The 23,207-nt window shown below is 55.9% G+C and carries 16 protein-coding genes; 5 read left to right on the top strand and 11 right to left on the bottom strand.

Annotated elements, in window-relative coordinates; translation table 11 throughout:
* Window positions 1-29 precede the first annotated feature (29 nt).
* Together Mal52_RS01275 and Mal52_RS01270 are read right to left on the bottom strand one after the other, a co-directional pair.
* Window positions 30-2,018, bottom strand: a complete 1,989-nt coding sequence (locus Mal52_RS01275; RefSeq protein ID WP_145373800.1) for an Nramp family divalent metal transporter — start codon at window positions 2,016-2,018, stop codon at window positions 30-32.
* Between the two features lie 128 nt (window positions 2,019-2,146).
* Entirely contained in the window at window positions 2,147-2,611 is a 465-nt protein-coding gene (locus Mal52_RS01270; RefSeq protein WP_145373799.1) for a universal stress protein, read from the bottom strand.
* A 444-nt stretch (window positions 2,612-3,055) separates the two neighbouring features.
* Here Mal52_RS01270 and Mal52_RS01265 point away from each other — a divergent pair, with 444 nt between their 5' ends.
* Window positions 3,056-7,048, top strand: a complete 3,993-nt coding sequence (locus Mal52_RS01265; protein ID WP_145373798.1) for a hypothetical protein — start codon at window positions 3,056-3,058, stop codon at window positions 7,046-7,048.
* Between the two features lie 19 nt (window positions 7,049-7,067).
* Here Mal52_RS01265 and Mal52_RS01260 read toward each other — a convergent pair whose 3' ends face one another.
* The 4 genes from Mal52_RS01260 to Mal52_RS01245 all read right to left on the bottom strand — a co-directional run bounded on the left by Mal52_RS01260 (window position 7,068) and on the right by Mal52_RS01245 (window position 11,296).
* Complete coding sequence (locus tag Mal52_RS01260; protein WP_145373797.1) at window positions 7,068-7,415, bottom strand: hypothetical protein; 348 nt, start codon at window positions 7,413-7,415, stop codon at window positions 7,068-7,070.
* Between the two features lie 134 nt (window positions 7,416-7,549).
* Complete coding sequence (locus tag Mal52_RS01255; RefSeq protein ID WP_145373796.1) at window positions 7,550-8,098, bottom strand: hypothetical protein; 549 nt, start codon at window positions 8,096-8,098, stop codon at window positions 7,550-7,552.
* 225 nt (window positions 8,099-8,323) lie between these two features.
* On the bottom strand, window positions 8,324-8,734 hold the full coding sequence (locus tag Mal52_RS01250) for a hypothetical protein (RefSeq protein WP_145373795.1): 411 nt from the start codon (window positions 8,732-8,734) through the stop codon (window positions 8,324-8,326).
* Between the two features lie 447 nt (window positions 8,735-9,181).
* On the bottom strand, window positions 9,182-11,296 hold the full coding sequence (locus Mal52_RS01245) for an elongation factor G (protein ID WP_145373794.1): 2,115 nt from the start codon (window positions 11,294-11,296) through the stop codon (window positions 9,182-9,184).
* Window positions 11,297-11,579: 283 nt separating this feature from the next.
* On the opposite strand from Mal52_RS01245, the gene Mal52_RS01240 reads away from it, so the two are divergent.
* From Mal52_RS01240 to Mal52_RS01230, 3 genes are all read left to right on the top strand, one after another.
* A complete protein-coding gene (locus Mal52_RS01240; protein WP_145373793.1) occupies window positions 11,580-12,446 on the top strand; it encodes a prephenate dehydrogenase in 867 nt (288 codons plus the stop codon).
* A 174-nt stretch (window positions 12,447-12,620) separates the two neighbouring features.
* On the top strand, window positions 12,621-15,536 hold the full coding sequence (purL, locus tag Mal52_RS01235) for a phosphoribosylformylglycinamidine synthase subunit PurL (RefSeq protein WP_145380499.1): 2,916 nt from the start codon (window positions 12,621-12,623) through the stop codon (window positions 15,534-15,536).
* Between the two features lie 43 nt (window positions 15,537-15,579).
* Window positions 15,580-16,413: a CPBP family intramembrane glutamic endopeptidase gene (locus tag Mal52_RS01230; RefSeq protein WP_145373792.1), complete on the top strand. Its 834-nt coding sequence runs from the start codon at window positions 15,580-15,582 to the stop codon at window positions 16,411-16,413.
* Here the strand turns inward: Mal52_RS01230 and Mal52_RS01225 are convergent.
* Window positions 16,410-16,736 (bottom strand): hypothetical protein, encoded by a 327-nt coding sequence (locus tag Mal52_RS01225; protein ID WP_145373791.1) that lies wholly within the window; start codon window positions 16,734-16,736, stop codon window positions 16,410-16,412. The genes Mal52_RS01230 and Mal52_RS01225 overlap by 4 nt on opposite strands.
* A gap of 152 nt (window positions 16,737-16,888) precedes the next feature.
* The gene (locus tag Mal52_RS01220; RefSeq protein ID WP_145373790.1) at window positions 16,889-18,043 is read right to left on the bottom strand and encodes a S1C family serine protease; all 1,155 of its coding nucleotides are present in this window, start codon (window positions 18,041-18,043) and stop codon (window positions 16,889-16,891) included.
* Window positions 18,044-18,196: 153 nt separating this feature from the next.
* On the opposite strand from Mal52_RS01220, the gene Mal52_RS01215 reads away from it, so the two are divergent.
* On the top strand, window positions 18,197-19,600 hold the full coding sequence (locus Mal52_RS01215; protein WP_145373789.1) for a 6-phosphofructokinase: 1,404 nt from the start codon (window positions 18,197-18,199) through the stop codon (window positions 19,598-19,600).
* A 54-nt stretch (window positions 19,601-19,654) separates the two neighbouring features.
* On the opposite strand, the gene Mal52_RS01210 is transcribed toward Mal52_RS01215, so the two are convergent.
* The 3 genes from Mal52_RS01210 to cysK form a co-directional block, all read right to left on the bottom strand.
* Window positions 19,655-20,770 carry a mandelate racemase/muconate lactonizing enzyme family protein gene (locus Mal52_RS01210; RefSeq protein ID WP_145373788.1) on the bottom strand — a complete coding sequence of 372 codons (1,116 nt, stop codon included), beginning with the start codon at window positions 20,768-20,770 and terminating at the stop codon, window positions 19,655-19,657.
* Window positions 20,771-20,894: 124 nt separating this feature from the next.
* Entirely contained in the window at window positions 20,895-22,034 is a 1,140-nt protein-coding gene (locus Mal52_RS01205) for a trans-sulfuration enzyme family protein (protein WP_145373787.1), read from the bottom strand.
* A gap of 160 nt (window positions 22,035-22,194) precedes the next feature.
* Window positions 22,195-23,121, bottom strand: coding sequence for a cysteine synthase A (gene cysK, locus Mal52_RS01200; RefSeq protein ID WP_145373786.1), 927 nt, complete (start codon window positions 23,119-23,121; stop codon window positions 22,195-22,197).
* Window positions 23,122-23,207: the final 86 nt, after the last annotated feature.

The following is a 23,207-nucleotide window of genomic DNA, read 5'->3' as shown; positions in this document are numbered from 1 at the left end:
AGACTTCGTCTGTCCCCAGCCACCCTATTCTACAACAAGCCAAACTTTTGTAGGGTGATCGTGGCGGAGATGGTGGCGACCGTCCAGAAGAAACAGCCCGACAAGAACAACGTGATGCGGGCGAACCAACCGGGACGGATTTGTTGGGGTAACAGCACCAGGTTCAACCACAAGGTGTGCCAACAACTGAAACCTAAAGCGAAGTTGAAGATCGTCGTCGCGATCAACAACAGCGTGACTGGTTTGCCGAGGGTCAACATGATCATTCCGAAGGTCGCATACACCGTAAGCACAGCAAAATAGACGTAACGGATATGCTTGGGTTCGACTTTGTGAAGTCGCGGACTGGAGGTCCAGAAGACATCGACCCAGCGGCGAATCACACCATCCGCTGAGGTGGCCATGCTGGGCGCCAATACCAGAAATCCGCAGAACAGCGTCATAAACCAAGCCAATTGCCCCAGCGTGCCGCCGACCGCGTCCTGCACAGCTCCGGCGGTCATCCCGGCGGCCGTCCATTGGTCGTCGATGACGGCGCCCCGCGGTAGAAATTGTACCGAGAGCATACTGGGCAGTGCCAACCCAAAGAAGCATGCCGGCATCCAGACGACGAGTTGGTCGCGGAGAATGTGTTTGTACCAACGCTTCCAGCGAGGCAGGCTTTCGTCGTTGACGACAAAGACGGTTCCCTCGTGCGAGAGTTCCAGGTCCTGGCCGCCGACCACGCTGGGAATAGCGCCGACAAGGTGCCCCATGCCCCAACCTTGGTCGCGGGTGTAATTGCTGACCGGAGTGTTCGACAGTCCACCCGAACCGGAAATCGCCACCAGCGCCGACAGAAACGCGATCATCGACCAGTCGATATCGGGCATCGGTTCGCCGCGATACAGCGTGGTGAAAATGTTGGCGACATTGTCGCCATCGCGAGTCACGTGGCCATCTTTGTTCGGCCCGTCGATGTCAACAAATGTGTCCAATTTTCCGTCTTGATCCGCATCGAGCGGAAATTCGGTATCCGGCACGTCGTCGTTGTTGGTGTCGAGCATCACCGTCTTATCCGGTTTTCCGTCCTTGTCCAAGTCGGGCCAATAGACCGTTTCGTCCCCTTGTTGGATGGTGACCATGTTGTCGGGCTTGCCGGTTTCATAGATGTCCGTTGCATCTGGTTTTCCATCACCATCAGAATCCAACAACGGTTTGAGCATCGGTTCCTTGACGTCGAGTCGCCCGTCGTGGTCCCAGTCTTCGCCGGGGTCGAGTTTTCCATTGTGGTTGAGATCTTCTCCGCGACGGATGGGGAGGTTGCCGAATTTGACAAAGCCGCCGAAGATGTCGACCCAGGTGGCGGTGTGAGAATAGAACATGCCCAAGACGATCAAAAAGCCCATCACGGTCACGATCTTGAACGTCATCAGCGCCTTGAGAGAGTTGTAGATTTTTCCGCCAAAGACCAAAGGAATCATGGCTGCCAGAAAAATCCCATAACCTAAGTACTTGAGAAGATGCCGTTCATAGACGACGTTTTCGGGATCGGGAATATGCCCCAGAATGACGGCCGCCAGCGGTGTCGCTGCGTTGGCTGCCAGATAGGGAAACACCGAGCCAAAATCGAGCAGCAGATAGATGAAGACCCAAAACGTGGGGCCGGGCACCATGCGGAATTTGCCGGTGAAAATCGGCTCGCCGGTATACAGCGTGTAACGGCTGATCTCCAAGTTGTAGATCACTTGGCCCAGGATACTGAGCGTCGCTAACCATAGCAGGCTGCCGCCGTATTTCGCAGTCACCAATGGCCCCATCAGCCACTCGCCGCCACCGATCGCCGAGCCCCCCATCAGCAAACCCGGCCCGAGCAACAACGTCCACTGCCTCCAACCGAATTTGGGGGCGTCGATCAATTCCCCCACATTCCAGGCGGGCATATTGGCAACGCCCGGCATTTGGTCTTTGGGGACTTTTCTTTTGCCGGCATCGAGTTCGGTCACGTCATCGGTGGAGAATTGCGGCGTCTCAGACATATTCAGCTCGCTTGTGGCGGTTGAGTCATTCAAGTTCCATAAACGGTCCCCCAGCAAAACCGGGGGTTCAGGAGTTCAAGCGGCGAACTTGTCTCCAGCCCTCGGGTCCTCCGAGGGCTCATGCAGCATTAGGGCAGGACGAACTCGTGTTCTCCCTCGCGGACGGTCAAGACCGGACACGGGGCTTTGCGGACGATTTTTTCCGCCACCGAACCGAGCAGCACATGTGCGATCGCGCCGCGACCGTGTGTCCCAACGATGATCAGATCCACGTCTTCGGCTTTGGCAGCTCGGATCACCTCGAAGAAGGCGCTCCCTTCCACAATCAACGACCGGCCGTTTTTGATGCCGGAGTCGGTGATGATTTTGGCGCATTCTTCCTCCGCCGCTTTCCGCTGTTGTTCTTGGAAGTTCGGCGGAAAATAGCCTTCGCCGGTTGGCGGGATTTGCGAAATCAAATCGGGCGCCTCGACGACGTGGCACAGAATCACTTCGCTGTCAAAGGCCTGTGCTAATGCGGTGGCGTACTTGACGGCGACGTTGGAGTGTTCGCTAAAGTCAGTCGCCACGAGAATACGTTTGAGGTTAATCATGTTGACTCGCCCTCGAAAAAATAGTGAATCGGCGAAGACGAGTACGGATGATTGACCCGCGGAACCTGTCGACACCGGCGTGTTTGGCAATAACTGGCAATCTTGATTCTAATCGGATCACGCTGGGAAACCCAACCATGAGGCTACGGAAAAGGGAAAACCGGAACGATTTACGCCTGCGGGCCGATCCGAACCGTTTTCGGTCATTTTGTCTCAAACTAGGTGGCATGATTTCAAAAACACCCTACGGTTTGGGCATTTGTGCGGTAGCATTGCCCCGAAGACGTCGGTGTGACATGCTGAAAACTGCATCGTCTCCATGCACACCCACGGACCGGGCGTCGGGGTTTTCAAATGCCGACGCGGTTGCTCTACTAAGGCGCAGCGAGATAATGCGCAATAGACCAACTGCTTTCACTGTATGATGAGAATTCAAAACTTCCGATGGCTCGAAAAGCTGCCCGATCCTCGACCGCGATTCCTCAAGAGGTCGCAGCAGACTTACAAGTTCTGCTGGGATATCTAAATTTTTCCGCTGGAAATCCCGACCCCGGTTTTCACAGCGCACTGAATCGGCTGCACGGCTGGATCGATACGGAGTTTCCGTGGAATCGTCTGCGGGTTCTGCTCGGTGAATATTTGCGCAAGGCAGAGGGACAGTCGGCGGCCTTTGCCGACACGGGGCAGGTCGAAGCGGTCTTGAAGCTGGTCTTCGACGAAGTCGCTCCGGAATATCGCCGATACCATCGGGATTTATTATTCCATTTGCCCGACGGCGCCTTGCAGCAGCCCTTTTTTCTGGCGCGGCTGTTCGAAGCCACGTTGGCGCAAGGTCCGCCTTGGGATGAAACCGATCGGATTGTCGCAGGCGCATTGAAGCAACTGAACGACTTCATCGGGCATCGTCCGATTGCGGTTCTGGAATCGGGCCGCAGGATGCAGCCGTATCCGCATGAGCGGTTTCGCCCAGTCCCGATTTATATTCAACAGGCGGGCGTTGCTGTTGGCAAATACCAGAAGTTGATCCAGACCACACTCGATATCTTGCGGGCTTCGCCGCCGGCCTTGTTGCGAGACGCCTATTTCGATTTGGATCAACTCCAAGAAGTCGCCATCGATGTGCGGGCGTACGATCAAAGCCATCCGGTTTATAAACGGACGAATTACACGTTCGGCGAATGGGATCCGCACTGCATCGATAACAAAGGGTTGTACCATCGTTTTATCGTGCGGCAAATTGTTGTCGATGCCTTGGTCGATTGGATCGAGCAAGCCGAGGACATGACCGAAGAAGAGGCGCTGTATCAAGCGGCAGCGGCGTTGTGTGGAACGATGTTGATGGCATCGTCGATCAGCGGCGCCGGCCCCGACACGCATAGCTCAGACATTAGCCTTACGACATTGTTGCCCAAAGTCGCGCGCCAACGGGATGCGTTTTATACGCGGCTGATGGAGTCCCTCTCCGGACTGGTGGCTGAGAAAATCATCGCCGAAGCCCGGGTGCACCGGCAACCGTTTGGACGCGTCCGGCAGCATTTGAATTTGTTTCTCGCCGATTACGGAGCACGGCAACTGCAGCATGTGCATACCTCGCTGCTGTATGCGCGGATGGGGTATCCCGAAGAATCGATGCGGCACGCGAATACGATCCCTTCCTCGGCAGCGCGGATTGAATGCGAGATTCAGTGCGCGATTACGGCGGCCAATATTGACTTGGATCATAACGACATCACCGCGGCTGCTCAGCGGGCAGCGGAAATTCCGGATTTGATTCACCGGGGAATTGGTTGCGGCGCGTTGGTCGACCCGTGGAATATTCTCGGCTTTCAAGGTTTGTTTCCGTTGTTCACCGCGCGGGAAGACAGCATTGTTGATCCGCGGGTCGACGTGTTGATCGATCTGGTCGACCGCGTCTTCAGCTTGTTCGCCCGGTTGATGAGCGAGGCGGCCGCTGCCGGGGACCGGGAAACATTGGATAAGATCTCCACGGAGTTTCACAACTTGGCCGACGAATGGGATCGCTACGCCACGACAGCTGTGGCCGACTTGCCACCCGTCTCGGGGCAGGAAAGTTGGCAGTCCGCGTCGCACGTAGCAGAGGTCTTGGCCGAATGGCGGACGGCTGGTGAATCGGCGGGCGACATTGCCTTTTGGCGGCAGCAAGTCGAACGCTTTCAATCCCCCAAGTCGTACGCGCTGGTCGTCTCGGCCTTGTTGGACAAAGGGGATATTGTCGCATCGATGGGACTGCTGATTCAGTGGCTCAGCGAAGGGGAAACCGTTTCGCTCGAATCGGGTAACTACTCGTTTCACATTTTGGCGGGACGCTGGTTGGAAATGGTGCTCACGCCGCTCGAAGACGAAGACCCCACCGCAACCAGCCGCCGTGCCTGGCCAAAGATTCAAAAGTTCTTCGATTACCTCGAAGCCAACGCCGGCGCATATTGGTCTGTTCCCTCGTTTAACGAAGCGATAGCCGGCGAACAGCATATGCTGCTCGACGACGAGGAACTTGAGGACCTCGAAGGTGACGACGACGAGGACGAAGAAGCAAATCTCTTCGAGGCGGCTTATGAGGATGTGACGTTCAAAGAAAGCGCCCGCGACGGCCGCAGTGGTGACACTGTCGACGACGATCTTTTCTCGCGGGATAGCGAATTTGATTCGCTGAGTTCGGGACTGCGTGACCGGTTGGTGTTTTTGGCCAATCTGTCGCATCTGCGGCAAATTGCGGCGGCGAATATGTCGTCCGCCATGTCACCGACCGACGACGATGCAGCTGATTTTGCCGAGACGTTGGGCGAGACGATCCTGCATTGGCGGCAACATGACACGGCGCTGCTCAAGGGCCTGAAAGTGCTCATTGAATCGGTTTCCGACATGGAATCGGACTTGCCGATGGGCGATCAAGAATCGTTGATCGAATTCGACCGTCAGTCGCAGATGAAGATTGAGTTGTTGCGGATGTTGATTATTGTCTTCAGCAAATGCGGCGATTCCTCGCGGACGTTGTTGAGTTGCCTGCCGGACAAACCGTCGGGAGCGGTCTTGAAAGGTTGGGAGCAATCGGCCGTTCCGTTGTACCGCGCTATTTTCCGTTCCGACGTCGCGCAGACCCAAGCGTTGCTGCCGCCTTTCCTCAAAGCGATCTCGCGGCGACCGCTGTTGTATGTACCACTGCACGAAGGAGGAGATCCGCTGGCGATCGCCCGCGTGCGGACGCTGCAATCAGCGATTCAATTTCTGTTGGAGCAGTTGCCGCGACTGGGTTTGTTGCGCGAAACGTGGCATACGCTCAAGACAGCGCAATTGATGGAGCGCCGCAGCAATCGCGCCGGTGTGACGGTCACGGAATTCGCCGGGTTGTTTTCAGCCGCCTTGCGAAATTCGCTGAGCTGCGTGATCCGGAGTTCCGAAGATTGGGAAAACGGAAAATTCACCGACGAGCAGTTGATTCAATCGGTCGGTGAAATCGGCGAGTACTATCTGGAACTGTGGCTGGACCACAGTAGCACGATGCGGATTTCCACCGTCGAAGCGCTGAACGACCGTGTGGCTTGGTCCGAGGTCAAATGGTTTATCCGCCGATATGGTCAGGATCTATTTTACGGCGGCAATCTGACCTTGGGGGGCATCCGCGCGATCTTGCGTCAAGGAGTCGAATCGTACCTGGACATGCTGGAAGAGGACGACGATCCACTCAATCCGATGCGATTGGTAGAGGATCTTTCCAGCGGCGAATTGGATCGGGAAGACGCATCTGATTGCTTGGAAATCATCCTTCGCTGTTTGCAGGACAAGTACGAACGCTTTATCGAATACAACAGCACAACCACGCAATCGGACTACGGCGAAAACATTTATCAGCTGTTGGCGTTCCTGCGATTGGAAGCCGATTACGACCGCAAGGCGTGGGATCTGACGCCGGTGGCCATCGTGCACGAAGCACTGGCCCGTGAAGGCGCGATTGAGGCGGCGGAGATTTGGCAGGATGTGTTCCGCATTAAAACCGAAACGCTTTCAGAAACGTTTTTGCGAAATCTGGCGCGGCTGGAGCGCGCGTGCAGCATCAAACTGCCGAGTTTGCGAGACCGGCTGAATGAACGGTTCATTAAGCCGCTCACGTTGGACCGAATTTTGGCGCTCGTGCCCGAAGCGATCGAAGCAGCGCGGCTGCAAACGCCCTCGGCGTCCTTTGAAACGCTGAGCGAAAAGGTCGACGACTACTTGGAAAGCACAACCGGTTCGGCAATGGACATTCCGCCCTGGCTGTACAGCTTGGAGAACGAGGTCGCCAAGATGGAACAGCCAGACCACTTCGACCTCGACGCCCCGGTCACCCCCGTCACGCTGCCAAAGATCACAATCAGCATGCTGGAATTCTCGGAACAAGTCGTCGGTTGGGATACAAAGTTGGCAGATGCGGACGACGATTGAACGTTGTTTCAAGTGCCGGTTAATCGTGTTTTCCTTGGACGTGCCGCCAGGCTCGATAGACCATCAAGAAGATGCCGCTGGCAAATGTTCCAAATACCAATCCAGCGAATGCGCCGAGTAACGCGCCGGCATACCAGGGCATTTCCCACTCTGTGTTCCACACTGCAATCAAGCCGCCGACCGCTGCCAACACCAGAATCGAAATGCCAATAAATATGGCCTGAAACTTGTTGTCACTCTTACGTGTATTCACACCAATCACAGTGTCAGAAAACAGATTGTAAGAGGCGCGCGTCGCCGAAACGCTTTGCGGTTGCGGCTGATCGGGGACGGAGACGGGATCCGGCTCGACGGGGTTGTCTGACATATTATCGCTCCGACAAAGTCCATAGGGCCGGTTGTACCGGCCGTTGTTGTCTGTTGGCACTCTCTAGAATCCGGGCCCGGCTTGGTTCACATCGCTCCCGCATTCGTCCGGCACAGCCGGACCGACTCGCTGGATCAACATTCTATTCTGCTCTTCTGTTGATACCACATTCGAAACGCTCGAATCACTTGATAAGCGCTCCATTGCCCACCCCACGCCATAAAACAACGAATGGCCAACACATCGATCGCAGGCCGCTCGTCGAACGGGCATAGGAAGTACACCAACAGTAGAAACCCCAAAACACTGCCATAGACGTATTTTCGATTAATTGTCGGCGTACAACGGCCAAACACAAACACCACAGCCGGCACGCTAACAAGAATTAACAACCACCTCAGATGCCAATCCAAAAAGCCGAACAACATGGCCACACAAAAGGGCAATAACAGAGACGCTGGGGCGTATTGATTTGCCGTACGGCGCGGCTCATGTGATTCTCTTGGTTCTTCAAGCAATACGTCCCGAAACAGAAATGGTGCCTGCCAATACAACACGGCTCCAAACAACAGATCAATTCCAAGTGAAGCGATGAAGAAATAGTTGGCGCCAACGACGCCCCCGTATTCCCACACGATTAACGGAAACCCAATTGCCTCATAGAGGTCACCGATTCTCGACATGCGAAACCAACCGGAGCTTGGGCCACTGCGGACAAAATACGAAATCGCGTTCAAGCCCACAAAAAACGCCACGGCAAACTTTTTCGGATCGCTTTTGACGTTTCACTCTCCAATTTCTAGCAGCGTAGGGCCGGTTCTACCGGCCGTTGTAGTCTGTTGACGGTCCCTGGAATCCGGACCTGACGTGGTTTAAATCGCTCCCGCAATCGTCCGGCACAGCCGGACCTACTCGGTAAATTTCCGCAAGCCGTAGTCGAGGGCCAATTCGACGCATGGCCGATAAGACGCTTCGAATTTTGCTTCCATATCGTCATTGCTAGGCTCACGATCACCCCAAACGTCTTGGAATTGTTCGCGCCATTGCGTGAATTTTCCGGAATCGATTTTACACGGCTCAATGATCAACAATAGTCCTAGCGGCCCCATAAACTCGCCATCGCGAGAAAGGTCGTCTACAACATCCTCGTCCGCAAAACCTTCATCAACTTGCTTGACCAGCGAATCGACAAAATTCTGTGTGAAACGAGTGGACTCGGGATGTCGGAAAAGGTCTTCGTGCCGTTCGCCGAATGCTTTTTGCGTCGGAAATTCGCTTGGCTCAAATCCGTGAAAGGCTCTTTCTAGGTCGTTAGGCAAGACTGCGCCGCAGTCGGCAAGATCAAGTCCCCGACCGCCTAAAATTGACAATAGTATGTTTTCCGCTTCTCCAGGCAGCTCGATAAAGTACCGATTGTTAGCCTCAATGGCCTTCAACAAATGGGAATGACAGGGTGAATCTGCGTCGAACAAATACCTTGAAAATTGCAGACACATTCCGATGGTGGCACTGAGGCGCGCCGCCGTTTCCGGACCTGGGTGTTCAGCAAACCCCGGTAGCATAGACTGCAATTGACCCGCCGCCTCGCACATTCCATCTTGGGCAGTATCGTTTTGAAGAATTCCGTACCCCCACGCTCCCATGTGAATATTCCTTTATCACCGATCCTGATTCCAGGAGGTAAGTCATAATACAATCGTCCGTATGCCATATGATTTCGTAAGTACATGCGGACAAAGCCATACAAAAACTGGAAAAATGAACGCTTATTCGTCCTCGTCGTCCCCCTTCTTCGCGGCGGCGATGATTTTGGCTTGTTCGTTGGGGGGGACCATGTCGTAGTGGCTTAGTTCCATGGTGAAGGAGCCTTGGCCGCTGGTCATGCTGGAGAGTGTGCGGGCGTAGGTCATCATTTCTGACAGCGGAGCGTGGGCGATGATCACTTGATACCCGCCCGGGGCGGTGTCCATGCCTTCGACGCGGCCGCGGCGGCCGTTGAGGTCGCTGGTGATGTCGCCCAGGTTTTCGTCGGGAATGGTGATTTCGACATGCACAATCGGTTCCAACAGAGAGGGTTTGGCCTCTTGGAACAGGTTGCGAAAGCAGAGGCTGCCGGCCATTTTGAAGGCCGTTTCGTTGCTGTCCACAGGATGGTCTTTGCCGAAGAACAATTCCACGACGACATCCTGCACTTGATATCCGGCAAGCACCCCCCGCTCCATTCGTTCCCGGATGCCCTTTTCGACAGCGGGGATGAATTGGTTGGGAATCGAACCGCCCGAGATACGGTCAACGAAGGCATAGTTCAGATCGGGATCGTAGTGGTACTCCCGCATGTTGAGGAACCGCGTTTTATTGAAGTATTCTTCGGGATCAATATCGTGCGGACAGGGGGAGACACGGCAGTGCACTTCGCCGAATTGACCGGAACCGCCTGATTGTTTTTTGTGCCGATAGCTGCCTTCGGCCTCGCCGTTGACGGTTTCGCGATAGGGAATTTTCGGTTGGTGGGTCACGACTTCCACTTTGTCGCGTACGAGCAACCGCTCCAACACGATCTGCAAATGCAGTTCGCTCATGCCTTGGATGACCAGTTCCTTGGTTTGGGAATCGCGGCGGAGCAGGAAGGTTTGGTCTTCTTCGTCGACCTTCTGCAGCGCGCCGGAAATCTTCTGTTGGTCGGAGCGGCTTTTCGGCTCCGCCGCCAATTCGATCATGGGCGTGGGGAATTTGATGGGGGGCATCGACAGGCCGGATTTGCCGTCATTGAGTGTATCGCCGACGTGCAGGTCGTCCATTTTGACAACAACAACGATATCACCGGCCGCAGCAGAGTCGACTGCCTCTTGTTGGCCTCCCTGGACATCTAGCAGATGACCGATTTTGAGCGACTTGTCCAAGTTGGCGCTATGCACCGACGTATCCTTGTGTAGCGACCCGGAGTAGATCTTCAAATAGCTCATCTTAGAGACAAACGGGTCGATGCGCGTTTTGAAGACCAGCGCGACAAAAGGGCCGTCCGCAGAAACGGTCAGCGGGACTTCTTCGCCCTCGGCATTGAGCGCTGTGCGGGTGATGGCTGTGGGAGGCAGCGCCGAGGCGGCGAGACCGTCCATCAATTCGCTCACACCGATATCGTTTTTAGCACTGACGCAAAAGACGGGAATCAACGTGCCGGCGGCAATGGCTTTGGACAGACCGGCGCTGATTTCTTCGGGGGCGAGTTTCTCGCCTTCCAGAAACCGCTCCATCAATGCCTCGTCGGCTTCGACAATGGCATCCATCACTTGCTGATTGATTTCCGTGGGATCCATCACAGTCCCGGCGGGGACTTCACTGGGCACAGAGAGCGTGCTAACCACACCGCTGAAATCATGGCCTAACCCAACCGGCAGGTTCAGGGGAACGCATTGCGCACCGAACGTTTGCTGTATGCCATCGAGGAGTTCCTCGAATTGGATATTTTCGGAATCCATCTTATTGATCACGACAGCGCGCGCCAGACCGGCTTTGCCCGCTTCGTTGAACATCCGCCGCGTATTCACCTGCACGCCGGAGCTGGCGCTGACCACAATCAGAGCGGTTTCGACGGCTTGCAGTACGCCGATGGCCTGACCGATGAAATCGGGGTAGCCCGGCGTGTCGAATACGTTGATCCGTTTACCAGCGTGATCGAAGTGCACCATGCCCGAGGAAACGGAGTGCTTGCAATGCTTTTCTTCTTCGTCGATGTCCAAGACGCTCGATCCGTCGTCGACGGACCCGGCTCGTTTCCCGACGCCGGCTTTGAACAACATCAGATCGGCCAGTGTCGTTTTCCCGACAGCTCCGTGGCCCACGAGTGCTACATTGCGAAGATCTGCGACTTGATGATTGGACATAGATGCTCTCTGCTTCTCCGGGGACGTGGCTTCCGAAAAATGGACGCCCCACGCAGAAGGCAAATCGCGATGCCTTCCAAACGTCAGGCGACCGAATGCTTGAGCGGCACCGCCGACTTTCGAATCGGCGCCGCCTTGAGATGAACGCTCGATCTTATTGAATTTCGTGCCGTTTCGCCATCATAAACCCCGGAAAACGGCCGTGCGACTTCGTTGGCTTGTCCCGGCTGGGAATGAAACGGCAGTGGAATTCCGCAGCCGCGGCATCTAGAATGCATCCGTTATGCCCCAATCCTCCCTCAAATCTCCTGGCCACTTTGATACGATTTGCATCGTGGGCGTTGGCCTCATCGGCGGATCCCTAGCGGCTGCCGTGAAGCAACGACAATTGGCCGCACGAATCATCGGCGTCGGCCGTAACTTGCCGCGACTGCAATCGGCGCAACAAGCTGGATTGATCGACGACTGTCTTGTTGATCTATCCGCGGCCGCGGCCGAGTCGGACCTGATTGTGTTTTGTACTCCCGTGGACAAGATCGTCACAGGAGTGCGCGAAGCCGCAGCACATTGCCGTCCCGGAACATTGATGACCGATGGCGGGAGCACCAAAGGGGCGATCTGCGCCGCTGTCTCCGGGTCCTTACCAGCCGACGTGCATTTTGTCGGCGCGCATCCGTTGGCAGGCTCTGAGAAACAAGGTTTCGAACACGCCAATGCCGACCTTTATCAAGACCGCATCTGCGTTGTCACGCCGCACAACGACAGCGATCCGACTGCGGTCTCCCAAGTGAGCGCGTTCTGGCGGCAGGTGGGCATGACGGTGATCGAAATGTCGCCGGAGGAGCACGACAACATTCTTGCTGAAACGAGCCACGTACCCCACTTAGTCGCTTCGGCCTTGGCGGCAACGCTCCGCGACGAAACCCGCCCGTTGACATCTAGCGGGTTTCGCGACACAACCCGGATTGCCGCCGGCGACGAACATTTGTGGGCTGCCATCTTCCAAGGCAACAAAACAGCCATGTTGGCCGGATTGGACCAGTTCGAGACGCAACTGCGGGAATTGCGTGGCGCTATTGAGCGGGACGACACCGAAACACTGGTCCAATCCCTGCGTGCTGCCCGCGTTAAGCGGGAAACACTGGAATAACCGGGGTTGGGGAAACGGCGATTCGGCATTGGCCACAAAATTGAGCCGGGTAAGGGGGGCTTGCTTCCCACCGGTTGCGGCGGCCACTATGTTAGGGGCTGAATCGGACGTGGGCCGAATATCGCGAAGTGCGACAGCGACGTGAACCAATTAGGAATCGACGGCAAAATGACGATGCTTTGGGAAGTGGAAATTGAACCGGCCGACGGGCAGGTGGACCGTGAAGGTAACCGGGTCCTGCAGGAATGCCGCGTACTTGGATCCAACTCGGTCAGCAACGTGCGTACGGCACGCTCGTTTTTGATTCAAGGTGAACTCGATTCCGACAGTGTGAACCGAGTTGCCGAGTCGTTGTTGGCCGATACGGTCGTGGAAACCTTCCGCGTACATCGGCTGGATGGGGCTGACGGGACGATGTGCGGCGGCGCGAAGTTACTCAACGTGCTCTACAAACCGGGCGTGACTGACAATATCGCCAACAGCGCCCAAAAAGCGATGTCGGGACTGGGGTTTGATACGGAAGCCGTCCGGACCTGCCGCAAGTATTGGCTCAACGAGAATGCGGACGATGCAGAAATCACGCGCGTCTCGGAAAAAATTCTGGCCAACGACGCCATCGAACAAGTCATCGCCGGCGCGCTGCGGATGGAAAACCTGGGTATCGGCAGCGAATATCAATTTGATCTGATCACCGTCCCAATCCGCACCATGTCGGACGACGACCTCGAACGTTTGAGTCGCGAAGGCCAGTTGTATCTCAACCTGACTGAGATGCAGACGATCCAAGCTCACTTCCGTGAATTGGACCGCGACGCCACCGACGTGGAGTTGGAAACCGTCGCCCAAACGTGGAGCGAACATTGTTCACACAAGACACTCGGCGGCCGCGTCCGTTACAACGACGGCAAGACGGAGCGGTTGTTTGAGAATATGCTCAAAGAAACCATCTTCGCAGCGACGGTAAAAATCCGCGAAGACTTGGGAGACGACGATTGGTGCATCAGCGTCTTCAAGGACAACGCCGGCATCATTACCTTCGATGACGAGCAACATGTCTGTTTCAAAGTCGAAACGCACAACCATCCCTCGGCGCTGGAACCGTATGGCGGCGCCAATACCGGGATCGGTGGCGTGATTCGCGATCCGTTGGGAACGGGACTGGGTGCCAAACCGATTTGCAACACCGACGTGTTTTGTTTCGCACCGCCGGATGTTTCCTACGACGACCTGCCGCCGGGCGTGTTGCATCCCAAGGCGGTCGCGCAGGGAGTGGTCGCCGGGGTGCGAGATTATGGCAACCGCATGGGCATTCCGACGGTCAACGGCGCCGTTTATTTCGACGAACGTTATCTCGGCAATCCGCTCGTCTATTGCGGCAACGTGGCGATGATTCCGGTCGGCAAAGAAGACAAACAGGTCTATCCGGGAGATCTGATTGTCTCCGTCGGGGGACGCACGGGTCGCGACGGGATTCACGGCGCGACATTTTCTTCCGCCGAATTGACCGAACATAGCGAAACACTCTCCGGTGGAGCAGTGCAGATCGGGAATCCCATCACCGAAAAAATGGTAGCCGATGTGATTCTCGATGCTCGGGATCAGGGTCTGTACACGGCCATCACCGACTGCGGTGCGGGTGGCTTTAGTAGTGCGGTTGGTGAAATGGGTGAGGAGTTGGGTGCCGAGGTTTGGTTGGACAAAGCCCCGCTGAAATACACCGGGCTGTCTTACACCGAGATTTGGATTTCTGAAGCGCAGGAGCGGATGGTGCTGTCTGTGCCGCCGGAGAATTGGCAAAAGTTTCATGACCTGTGCGCCGCTGAAGGGGTCGAAGCGACCGCCATCGGTGAATTCCAAGACACTGGTCGATTGGTACTCAAATACGATGGCCAGCAAGTGGCGGATTTGTCGATGGACTTCCTCCACAACGGCCGCCCGCCGGTCATCCGTGAAGCGACTTTTGTCCCGGCAAATTCCAGCAGCAAGGACCTGCCCAGTAAAGTCGATTACAACAGCGACCTGACACAGATTCTCGGCTCGCTGAACGTTTGTAGTAAAGAATGGGTGATTCGGCAGTACGACCACGAAGTGCAAGCAGGCAGCGTGATCAAGCCGCTCGTCGGCGTGCAAAACGACGGACCGTCGGACGCAGCTGTCGTGCGTCCCGACCTGCAATCCCAGCGCGGCTTGGTAATTTCCTGCGGGTTGAATCCGCATTATGGCGACATCGATCCCTACTGGATGGCCGCGTCGGCGATTGACGAAGCGGTGCGGAATTGCGTCGCCGTCGGTGCCGATCCCACTAAGATCGCCGTACTAGACAACTTCTGTTGGGGCAATACCGACAAACCGGAAACCCTCGGCAGCTTGGTCCGAGCAGCACTAGCCTGTTACGACGTGGCAGTTGCTTACGGCACGCCGTTCATTAGCGGCAAGGATAGCTTGTACAACGAGTTCTCCTTCGTCGATGAAGCGGGCGACAAACAAACGGTGGCAATTCCCAGCACGCTGCTGATTAGCGCGTTGGGGCAAACGGACGACGTCCGCAAGTCGGTCAGCATGGACCTCAAACAAGCGGACAACGTGTTGTACCAAGTCGGCGCGACGAAAAACGAACTGGGAGGCAGCCACTACTGTCTGGTCAATGACGTCAAGGGCGGGGCTGTGCCGCAGGTCGATACGGTTATGGCTCCCAAAATTTTCCGCGCCATGCATCAGGCCATCCATGCGGGTCTGATCCGCAGTTGTCACGACCTCAGTGAAGGGGGCTTAGCAGCGGCGATTGCGGAGATGAGTTTCGCCGGCGAATTGGGAGCGGAAATTTGGTTGGCCGCATTGGGCGAAGTCGGACGCTGCGACGATGACATCGTGTTGTTGTTTTCAGAAAGCAATACGCGGTTCGTGATTGAAGTCCCACCCACTTGCCAGAAGCAATTGGAATCAATTTTCGAGGGCCTGCCTCTGACTGAAATCGGCATTGTCAACAATGGCCCCAATGTCATGTTCCGCGGCATCCGTGGTTACGGAGCGATTGACATGCCTTGGCGAGACCTGAAAGCAAGTTGGCAACAACCGCTGGCATGGGATTGACTGTTGCGGATGTTATCTCCCGAGCACATTGTAGAGGGACATCATGCCGCACACGCCCGATAATCCCGCGCTCGCATCCGCCCCGCGGCGCATCGCGCATGCCGCGGCGCTACTGATCGTATTTGCAGCCATCGTGGTATGTGTGAAATGGATCGACGTTTCGTCCTTCGCACGCTGGCAAACGGAGTTGCTGTATTGGAACTACGCCGCACACGTCCTCATGATCGCCGTCGCCGTCTGTGCGGCGCTGACTTTGAAACGGAGTTGGGCCGAATACGGTCTGACAGGTCAACGCTGCAAGCGAGGCGTGCTCATTGGGTTGTGTAGTGGAGCAACTTTGGCATTGCTCCCATTAGTGCTGGAAGCAGTCTTCGGTCAACTGGAACTTCAAAGCCGCCTTGCGGGATATTGGATCAGCACAGTCGTGTTTCAGGTCTTGTTTGTGGGCTTCGGAGAAGAGCTGTTATTTCGTGGTTTCTTCCAAGCGGAATGGAATCGCGTTTTTGTGCGACGATTCCACATCGGCCGGGTCCGCTTCGGCTTTGGACTCTTGGCAACCGCCCTGCTCTTTGGAATGGGGCATTGGCTCAACCCCTTTAACCCGCTACGTGATCGTTTCGCACTGGATTGGTCGGCACTAATTTTCACCACCAGTGCCGGATTGATCCTAGGTTTTTCCCGCGAGTTAACGGGAAGCTTGGTCGCTGCCGTTTTGATTCATGTAGCAGCCGACGTCTATCCAGCGATGTTCCTCAAAGGCACACCCGGTGGTCTCGGAATGGCGGTCGGTTGGGGCGTCGCCGTGGCGGTCTTGATCTTCGCCGCCCATTTGCCGTCTGCCGACGATGCCGCCCCACCTGAACCACAAGGCGACTAATCCCCTTCGTCGGCGGGTTCGTTGGGCTTGGTCCGCTCCAATTCCGCAAGCGTGAGCAGGACGATCAGGCCAATCAGATCAAACCCGAGACAGATCGCCAGCGACAACGTAATCGCCTTGGCTGCTTGCGCACCGCCGGTATCGCCCAAACTGCTGAGTGCCAGCCAGACGAACAGCACAACAAGAAACAACAGCAACAAAACAGCGCCGACCCACAGTGAGCGGAGCAGATAAGGGCGATACTTCACGAGTTGACTTTCCGGCGACGGACGAATGAAACAACCGCCGATTTTACCCAACCGGCAGACTTTGCACACTTTCACATCCCGTACGCCCGCTGTCAATGGCCGCGGCCTGAGGCCAGAGGCTTGGGGGACAGGCTTGAGGGTTTGGGAACCGAAAGCGGTCTGTCCCCCTGCCCCCTTCTTTTCTGGCCACCGGCCACTAGCCACCGGCCACTCTTAACCAACCAACTTCAAATCGAATGGTTCCGTTTCTCCTGATCATCGCCGCCTAACTGGACTTTGACGTGCGCGGTCCGGCCTTGGCGGAGAATTGTCAGTTCCACGGTTTCGCCCGGTTTATGACGTTCGACGATGGTCAAAAACTCTTCGGCTGTGGGGGTCTTCTTGCCGTTGACAGCAACGATGACGTCGGCAGCGGACCGGTCGATTTTTTGCAAGACGAAGAATCCGTCTTGCCGGCGAATAATTTTCGGACCTTGCAGACCGGCACGATCCGCCGGGCCATTGGGGACAAGTTTTTCTATCAACAGTCCCTCATCCGTCTCATAAACGCGGCTAATGCCGATATCACCGCGAATCACGCGGCCGTTCATAATCAGTTGGGGGATGATGCGTTCGATCAAGCGCGAAGGAATTGCGAAACCGATTCCTGCGCTTTGGCCAACCGAACTGGCGATGGCTGTGTTCATCCCGATCAACCGCCCGCGGGTATCTAACAGCGGGCCGCCGGAACTTCCCGGATTGATCGCCGCATCGGTTTGTATGATCGAGGTAATTGTGCGACGCCGGATTCTCAGTGAGCGGTTTAAACTCGAAATGACCCCGGTCGTCAGCGTTCGCTCTAATCCAAAAGGATTCCCAATGGCGATCACACGCATCCCAACTTTTAATCGGCCTGAATCACCGAATGAGACGGGGATCAACGTTTCGGGCGGGGCATCGATCTTGATCACAGCCACGTCATTCACAGGGTCGGCGCCAACCAGCGTCGCGGGGTAGGACTTGCCGTCGTAGAGGGTGACGATGGCGCGGCTGGCATCTTGAATCACGTGAAAGTTGGTGAGGATGTGCCCTTCTTTATTGAGCACGCTTCCCGACCCGGCTCCTTCGGATTCGGATTGTGTCATAAAAAACGGGTCCACGTTCGGCGTTTTGGTCGTGATATTCACCACGCATTTATTGACGCGTTCATAGATACTGACGTTGATCTCTTCATCGGGTGTGAGCTCTTCCTGCGGAAGTTTGTTGGGCCGCTGGGCGCGCGGAGCGAGCAACGGCGGCTGATCCTCTGCCTGAATCGCAATGCTTGATGGCGTTTGAAGTAAACCGACAGTCAGAACACTTCCGACGACTGCGGAAAGTAGGCACGTTGTCATCTGTTTCATGATTCGTATCCTCAATCAAAAACCGATCCGAAAAATTTGCAAGGTTTTACCCTGCCCTCATTTCGCTCCGCGTGGTATATCTCGTCTTGCGTCTAGACTCAAGGCCTTTCGATTTAAGCAATAACGACGAATCGACAACGAGGAGAATCGCCCATGAAACGCATCGCCATATTGACTGCCGGGGGAGATACGCCGGCGCTGAACGCTACGATTTATGGTGCGGTGGAGCGGGCCAATGCTCTCAAAATCGAAGTCGTAGGAATTATACGCGGCTTCTACGGCGTGCTCAGTACACACGTCCCACATTTGGTGCTGAACCCACTGTTCAGCACCATTCCAGAATTGGACCCGTGTTTGGGCGGGACAATTTTGGGGGCTTCGCGGGCCTATGTCGACCCCAATGATAAGGAGTCAGTCGACCTCGTCGCCAGCCGATTGCAGCGTCTGGGAGTTGACGGCTTGATCTGCATCGGTGGTGACGGCACGCTCAACGGTATGCAACCCTTGTCGGAGCGGTTCCCCTGCGTGCTGGCCCCGAAAACTATCGACAACGACTTGGGCCTGAATTATCTTGACGAGCCGAATGAATGGTCGCGCGTTGAGACCGAGACCCCTGGAAAATTCCGCTATGAGAAAAAACAGGGGCATCCTGACCTGAATCTCGACGAGATGATTAACTACGTCACGCCGGGGTACGCCACAGCTGTCTATGTCGCCGCGGGCGGGATTGAACGGATCCGCACCACGGCCGAAGGACATCGCCGCATTGCGATTGTCGAGGTCATGGGCCGCGACTCGGGCTTCATCGCACTCGGTTCAGCTTACGGACAACCAGACATTGTGTTGATGCCGGAGTTTCCAATCGAGTTTGAACGATTGACGCAACGCGTCCGTGAGTTATACGACTTGCAGAAACATGTGGTGATTGTCATTGGAGAAGGGGTCCGCGATGCGGACGGCCAACCGTTGGGAGCGAAGAAGAAGACCTTTGACCCCGCGGGCAATGTGCTGTTCAGTGGTGCGGCCGAACACCTCAAAGATATGCTCGACGAATCGATGGGGAACGAATTCTTCACGGCCCGCCAGCGGCATGAAACAGCTGCGTCGGCGATCTTTACCCGGAAACTGGGTCACACCCAACGGGGTGGCCGGCCGATCTTGTTTGACCGATTTTACGGTTCACAACTCGGCGGCAAAGCAATCGAACTGTTGGCCGAGGGACGCAATAATTGCGTGGCGACTTTGCAATGGTCCAGCGAACACGGCTTTCAGTTGGATTCGATCGAAGCCAATATCCTCCGCGACAAATGGCAACTGATCCACGCCCGCCAAGTGCACCCGGCATTTTACGATGCGAAGCGATTCCAACTCTCGAAGTTGGGCAAGCAATATTTGCTACCGATCTTTACCAATGCGATCGGAATGGACGACATCGAAAATATTCGTGCGGAATTGTTCAATGCTGGAAAATTGTCGACCCGCTATCAAAGCGTGAACATCGGCATTCAAAAACGGTTAAAATACCTCGAACCCCGCCCCCCGATGGGAGGGCAATAACCCGAAGGGGTGCGTTCCAACTGGGCAGAATGACGAGCGCCGCGCGAACGATCGTTACATGCGGTGTTGTTCGACGACGTCCCAATCGACATCGATGCCCAAGCCGGGCGCATCGGTGATGGTGACCAGCGGGCCTTCGATTTGAATGGGGTTCTTGGCGATACGAACTTCGTGATAGTCGGGCCCCAGCACGTCGCCGGGGTATTTTTCGACCTGCATGTTTTGGCAGGCGACAATCACATGCCCCATAGCGGCGGTGGCAATGTCCCATTCCAGGTTGGAGCCAATACTGCAGGCGACGCCGTTTGCTTCGGCGAATTCAATGATATCGACGCACTTTTGAATGCCCCCCTGCTTACCGGGATACAGGCTGATCACATCGCAACAATCGTTGCGGATCAACTCTTGGGCATGAATCATGTTGAAGCAAATGTCGTCGGCCATCACTTCCGGTTCGATTTTGCGGCGAACGCGGGCCAAGGCGGCATAGTCGCCGTCGGGCGTGGGTTGCTCAAACACATCGATATTCAGGTCCCGCATCTCGTGACAAGCTGAAATCGCCGTCTCGGCATCCCAACCGCAGTTGGCATCGATGACGATATCGCGATCCGGACCGGCGACCTCACGGACGATTCGCACACGTTCGATATCAGAGGCCGGGTCTCCGCCGACTTTGACCTTAATCGTCTCAAAGCCTTCCGCAACCAGTTCCTCCGCCCGCCGTCGCGCACGATCCGGTTCATACGCCCCCAACGAAAACCGGCAGCGAAACGTCAACGGTCGCACCGCTCCTCCGAGCAATTCATAGACCGGCTTGCCGGCCGCCTTGCCGTTGATGTCCCAGCAGGCCATTTCAATCGCGGATTTCGTAAACCAGTTGTGTTGCGCCGTGCGATCCATCGCATAGGCCAATCCGGGAATGTCCTCCGGGTCGCGGCCAATCAGTTGGGGGGCCAGAATATGTTTGACGAGCGCTTCGGCGCTCCACACCGTTTCTCCACTCCACCGCGGCATGACGGTCGCTTCGCCGACCCCTTCAAGACCGGTGTCCGTCACCACCTTGACGATCAAGTAGGGCGACACATTGTGCTGCCCGAGTGACGACTTCATACGCCGCTGGGGTTTGAGGGGAATCTGGACGGGGTAGGTTTCGATTTTTGCGATTTTCATGAATTCATCTTGGTCGTCATGCGTACTCTTTAAGATCGGTAGGTCATGCTGTGCATGACGAATCGCGAAAGTTTGGCCTGCTTACTAACGACGTCATGCACAGCATGACCTCCGAAGCTTGTGATTATGCTTCCAGTGCCTGCCGCATATCCGCAATGAGATCATCCGGGTGTTCGATCCCCACGGAAATCCGTACCGTGTTTTCGCCAATGCCGGCGGCCAATCGTGCTGCGGGCGTCATGGAGGCGTGGCTCATTTCCGCCGGGTATTCAATTAATGATTCCGTTCCGCCCAACGATTCGGCCAACAAGAACAATTCCGTCTTCGTCACCAACCGCTCGGCGACTGCGCGGCCTCCTTTGACGTCGACGCTGAGCATGCCGCCGAAGCCGGTCATTTGTTTTTTGGCCAATTCGTGACCGGGATGCGACGGCAAGCCGGGGTAATAGACCCGCTCGATCGCCGGATGTTCATGCAGCATTTCCGCCAAGGCCGTAGCGCCGCGCTGATGCGCCTGCATCCGCGGCGCGAGGGTTTTAATTCCCCGCAACACTAGCCAGGCATCAAACGGCGAACAGCCCATGCCCATCGCATTTTGTAGATAGTTAACCCGCTCCGCCAGTTGCTCATCGCGCGTCACCACGCAACCGCCGACGACATCGGAATGGCCGTTGAGATACTTGGTCATCGAGTGCACGATGATATCGACACCGAATTCAAACGGCCGTTGAAAGTAGGGTGACATGAAGGTATTGTCGGCAATAGAAATTGCGCCCGCCTGCTTGGCGATCTCCGCCACGGCTGCCATGTCGATGATGTTCATCAGGGGATTGCTGGGGGTCTCAATCCAAATGCATTTGGTCTCCGGCCGCACAGCCGCGCGTACTGCATCCAGATCGGTCATCTTGACGAACGTAAATTCCAGCCCCCGCTCAGAGAGCACATTGTGAAACAAGCGAAACGTGCCGCCATAGATATCGTCGCCGGAAATAATATGATCGCCCGGCGTGAAAAGTTGTAGCGCCGTGGTAATGGCCGCCATGCCGGTCGCCACGCAGCGGCAATCGATGCCCCCTTCCAGCGACGTGATATTTTCTTCCAAGGCCCGCCGCGTGGGATTTCCGCTGCGGGTGTAGTCATAGCCGCGGTTCTTGTCGACGGCGTCCCAAACGAACGTTGAGGTGGGATAAATCGGCGTGGTGGCGCTGTTGTAAGATTCGTCTTTGTAGACGCCCGTATGGACGCAACGCGTTTCAAATTTCATCGGATGGTTCAGTGTTTCTAAGGTGTGAAAGCCGGAAAAGTGCCTCCGAGTATAACAGAAACAAATACCACCTTCACGCACCACACCCAAACCGACCGACAAAAAAACGGCCCCGCGATTTTATCACGGGGCCGTGGAGTTTGTAGATCTCTGTGCGGAATTACGATTCGGTAAACAGCGGCGTCGACAAATACCGTTCACCCGAGTCAGGCAACACAACGACGATCGTTTTTCCGGCGCTTTCGGGCTGAGCGGCGACTTTCAGGGCGGCGGCCATGGCGGCTCCGCAACTGATGCCGCAGGTGATTCCCTCTTCACGGGCGATCCGCCGCGCGGTTTCAAACGACTCATCGTTGGTGACCTGCACGACTTCGTCGATCAACGAGACATCCAAAATATCGGGAACGAATCCGGCACCGATGCCTTGGATCTTGTGCGGCCCCGGTTTGCCACCGGACAGGACCGGGCTGTGGGTTGGTTCCACGGCGACCGATTTGACCGGGTGCTTTTTCTCATTTTTGAGGTAACGCGTCACACCGGTGATCGTCCCCCCTGTTCCCACGCCGGAGACAAAAATATCAACGTTGCCTTCGGTATCGTTCCAGATTTCCGGGCCGGTCGTCTTAAAGTGGATTTCTGGGTTGGCCGGGTTTTTGAATTGCTGCGGCATGTAGTACTCAGGATTCTCAGCAATTTCCGTCGCTTTGTTAATCGCGCCGTTCATCCCTTCAGGACCGGGGGTGAGGATCAACTCCGCACCGAACGACTTGAGCATCATCCGGCGTTCGACCGACATCGTTTCGGGCATCGTCAAGGTGAGCGGATAGCCCTTGGCAGCACAGACATACGCCAGCGCGATCCCGGTGTTGCCACTGGTCGGCTCGACGACTTTCATACCCGGTTTGAGTTTGCCCGATTTTTCGGCGTCCCAGATCATAGCCGCCCCGATCCGGCATTTGACGCTATAAGCGGGATTGCGTCCTTCGATCTTGGCCAAAATCGTCGCATCGAGTCCTTCCGTCAGCCGATTGATTTTAACGAGCGGCGTCCGCCCGATTGATTCGGCATTGTCCTTAAAAATTGGCATCGCAGTCTCCTGTTGCAGATGATGGGGAGTAGGCGTGAATCGGTGCAGCCGCGCAACCTGAGCGCACCTGCGCGCCGGTATTATGA

Origin of the sequence: Symmachiella dynata (assembly GCF_007747995.1) — a bacterium.
GTDB lineage: Bacteria > Planctomycetota > Planctomycetia > Planctomycetales > Planctomycetaceae > Symmachiella > Symmachiella dynata.
The sequence above is the reverse complement of the archived record's forward strand: the minus strand, read 5'-3'. Positions and strand labels throughout refer to the sequence as shown.

What these genes read in the sequence shown, in the direction of transcription:
- Mal52_RS01275 (WP_145373800.1), bottom strand. Translation starts at nt 2,018, where the DNA reads ATGTCTGAGACGCCGCAATTCTCCACCGATGACGTGACCGAACTCGAT.
- Mal52_RS01270 (WP_145373799.1), bottom strand. Translation starts at nt 2,611, where the DNA reads ATGATTAACCTCAAACGTATTCTCGTGGCGACTGACTTTAGCGAACAC.
- Mal52_RS01265 (WP_145373798.1), top strand. Translation starts at nt 3,056, where the DNA reads ATGGCTCGAAAAGCTGCCCGATCCTCGACCGCGATTCCTCAAGAGGTC.
- Mal52_RS01260 (WP_145373797.1), bottom strand. Translation starts at nt 7,415, where the DNA reads ATGTCAGACAACCCCGTCGAGCCGGATCCCGTCTCCGTCCCCGATCAG.
- Mal52_RS01255 (WP_145373796.1), bottom strand. Translation starts at nt 8,098, where the DNA reads ATGTCGAGAATCGGTGACCTCTATGAGGCAATTGGGTTTCCGTTAATC.
- Mal52_RS01245 (WP_145373794.1), bottom strand. Translation starts at nt 11,296, where the DNA reads ATGTCCAATCATCAAGTCGCAGATCTTCGCAATGTAGCACTCGTGGGC.
- Mal52_RS01240 (WP_145373793.1), top strand. Translation starts at nt 11,580, where the DNA reads ATGCCCCAATCCTCCCTCAAATCTCCTGGCCACTTTGATACGATTTGC.
- purL (WP_145380499.1), top strand. Translation starts at nt 12,621, where the DNA reads ATGCTTTGGGAAGTGGAAATTGAACCGGCCGACGGGCAGGTGGACCGT.
- Mal52_RS01230 (WP_145373792.1), top strand. Translation starts at nt 15,580, where the DNA reads ATGCCGCACACGCCCGATAATCCCGCGCTCGCATCCGCCCCGCGGCGC.
- Mal52_RS01220 (WP_145373790.1), bottom strand. Translation starts at nt 18,043, where the DNA reads ATGAAACAGATGACAACGTGCCTACTTTCCGCAGTCGTCGGAAGTGTT.
- Mal52_RS01215 (WP_145373789.1), top strand. Translation starts at nt 18,197, where the DNA reads ATGAAACGCATCGCCATATTGACTGCCGGGGGAGATACGCCGGCGCTG.
- Mal52_RS01210 (WP_145373788.1), bottom strand. Translation starts at nt 20,770, where the DNA reads ATGAAAATCGCAAAAATCGAAACCTACCCCGTCCAGATTCCCCTCAAA.
- Mal52_RS01205 (WP_145373787.1), bottom strand. Translation starts at nt 22,034, where the DNA reads ATGAAATTTGAAACGCGTTGCGTCCATACGGGCGTCTACAAAGACGAA.
- cysK (WP_145373786.1), bottom strand. Translation starts at nt 23,121, where the DNA reads ATGCCAATTTTTAAGGACAATGCCGAATCAATCGGGCGGACGCCGCTC.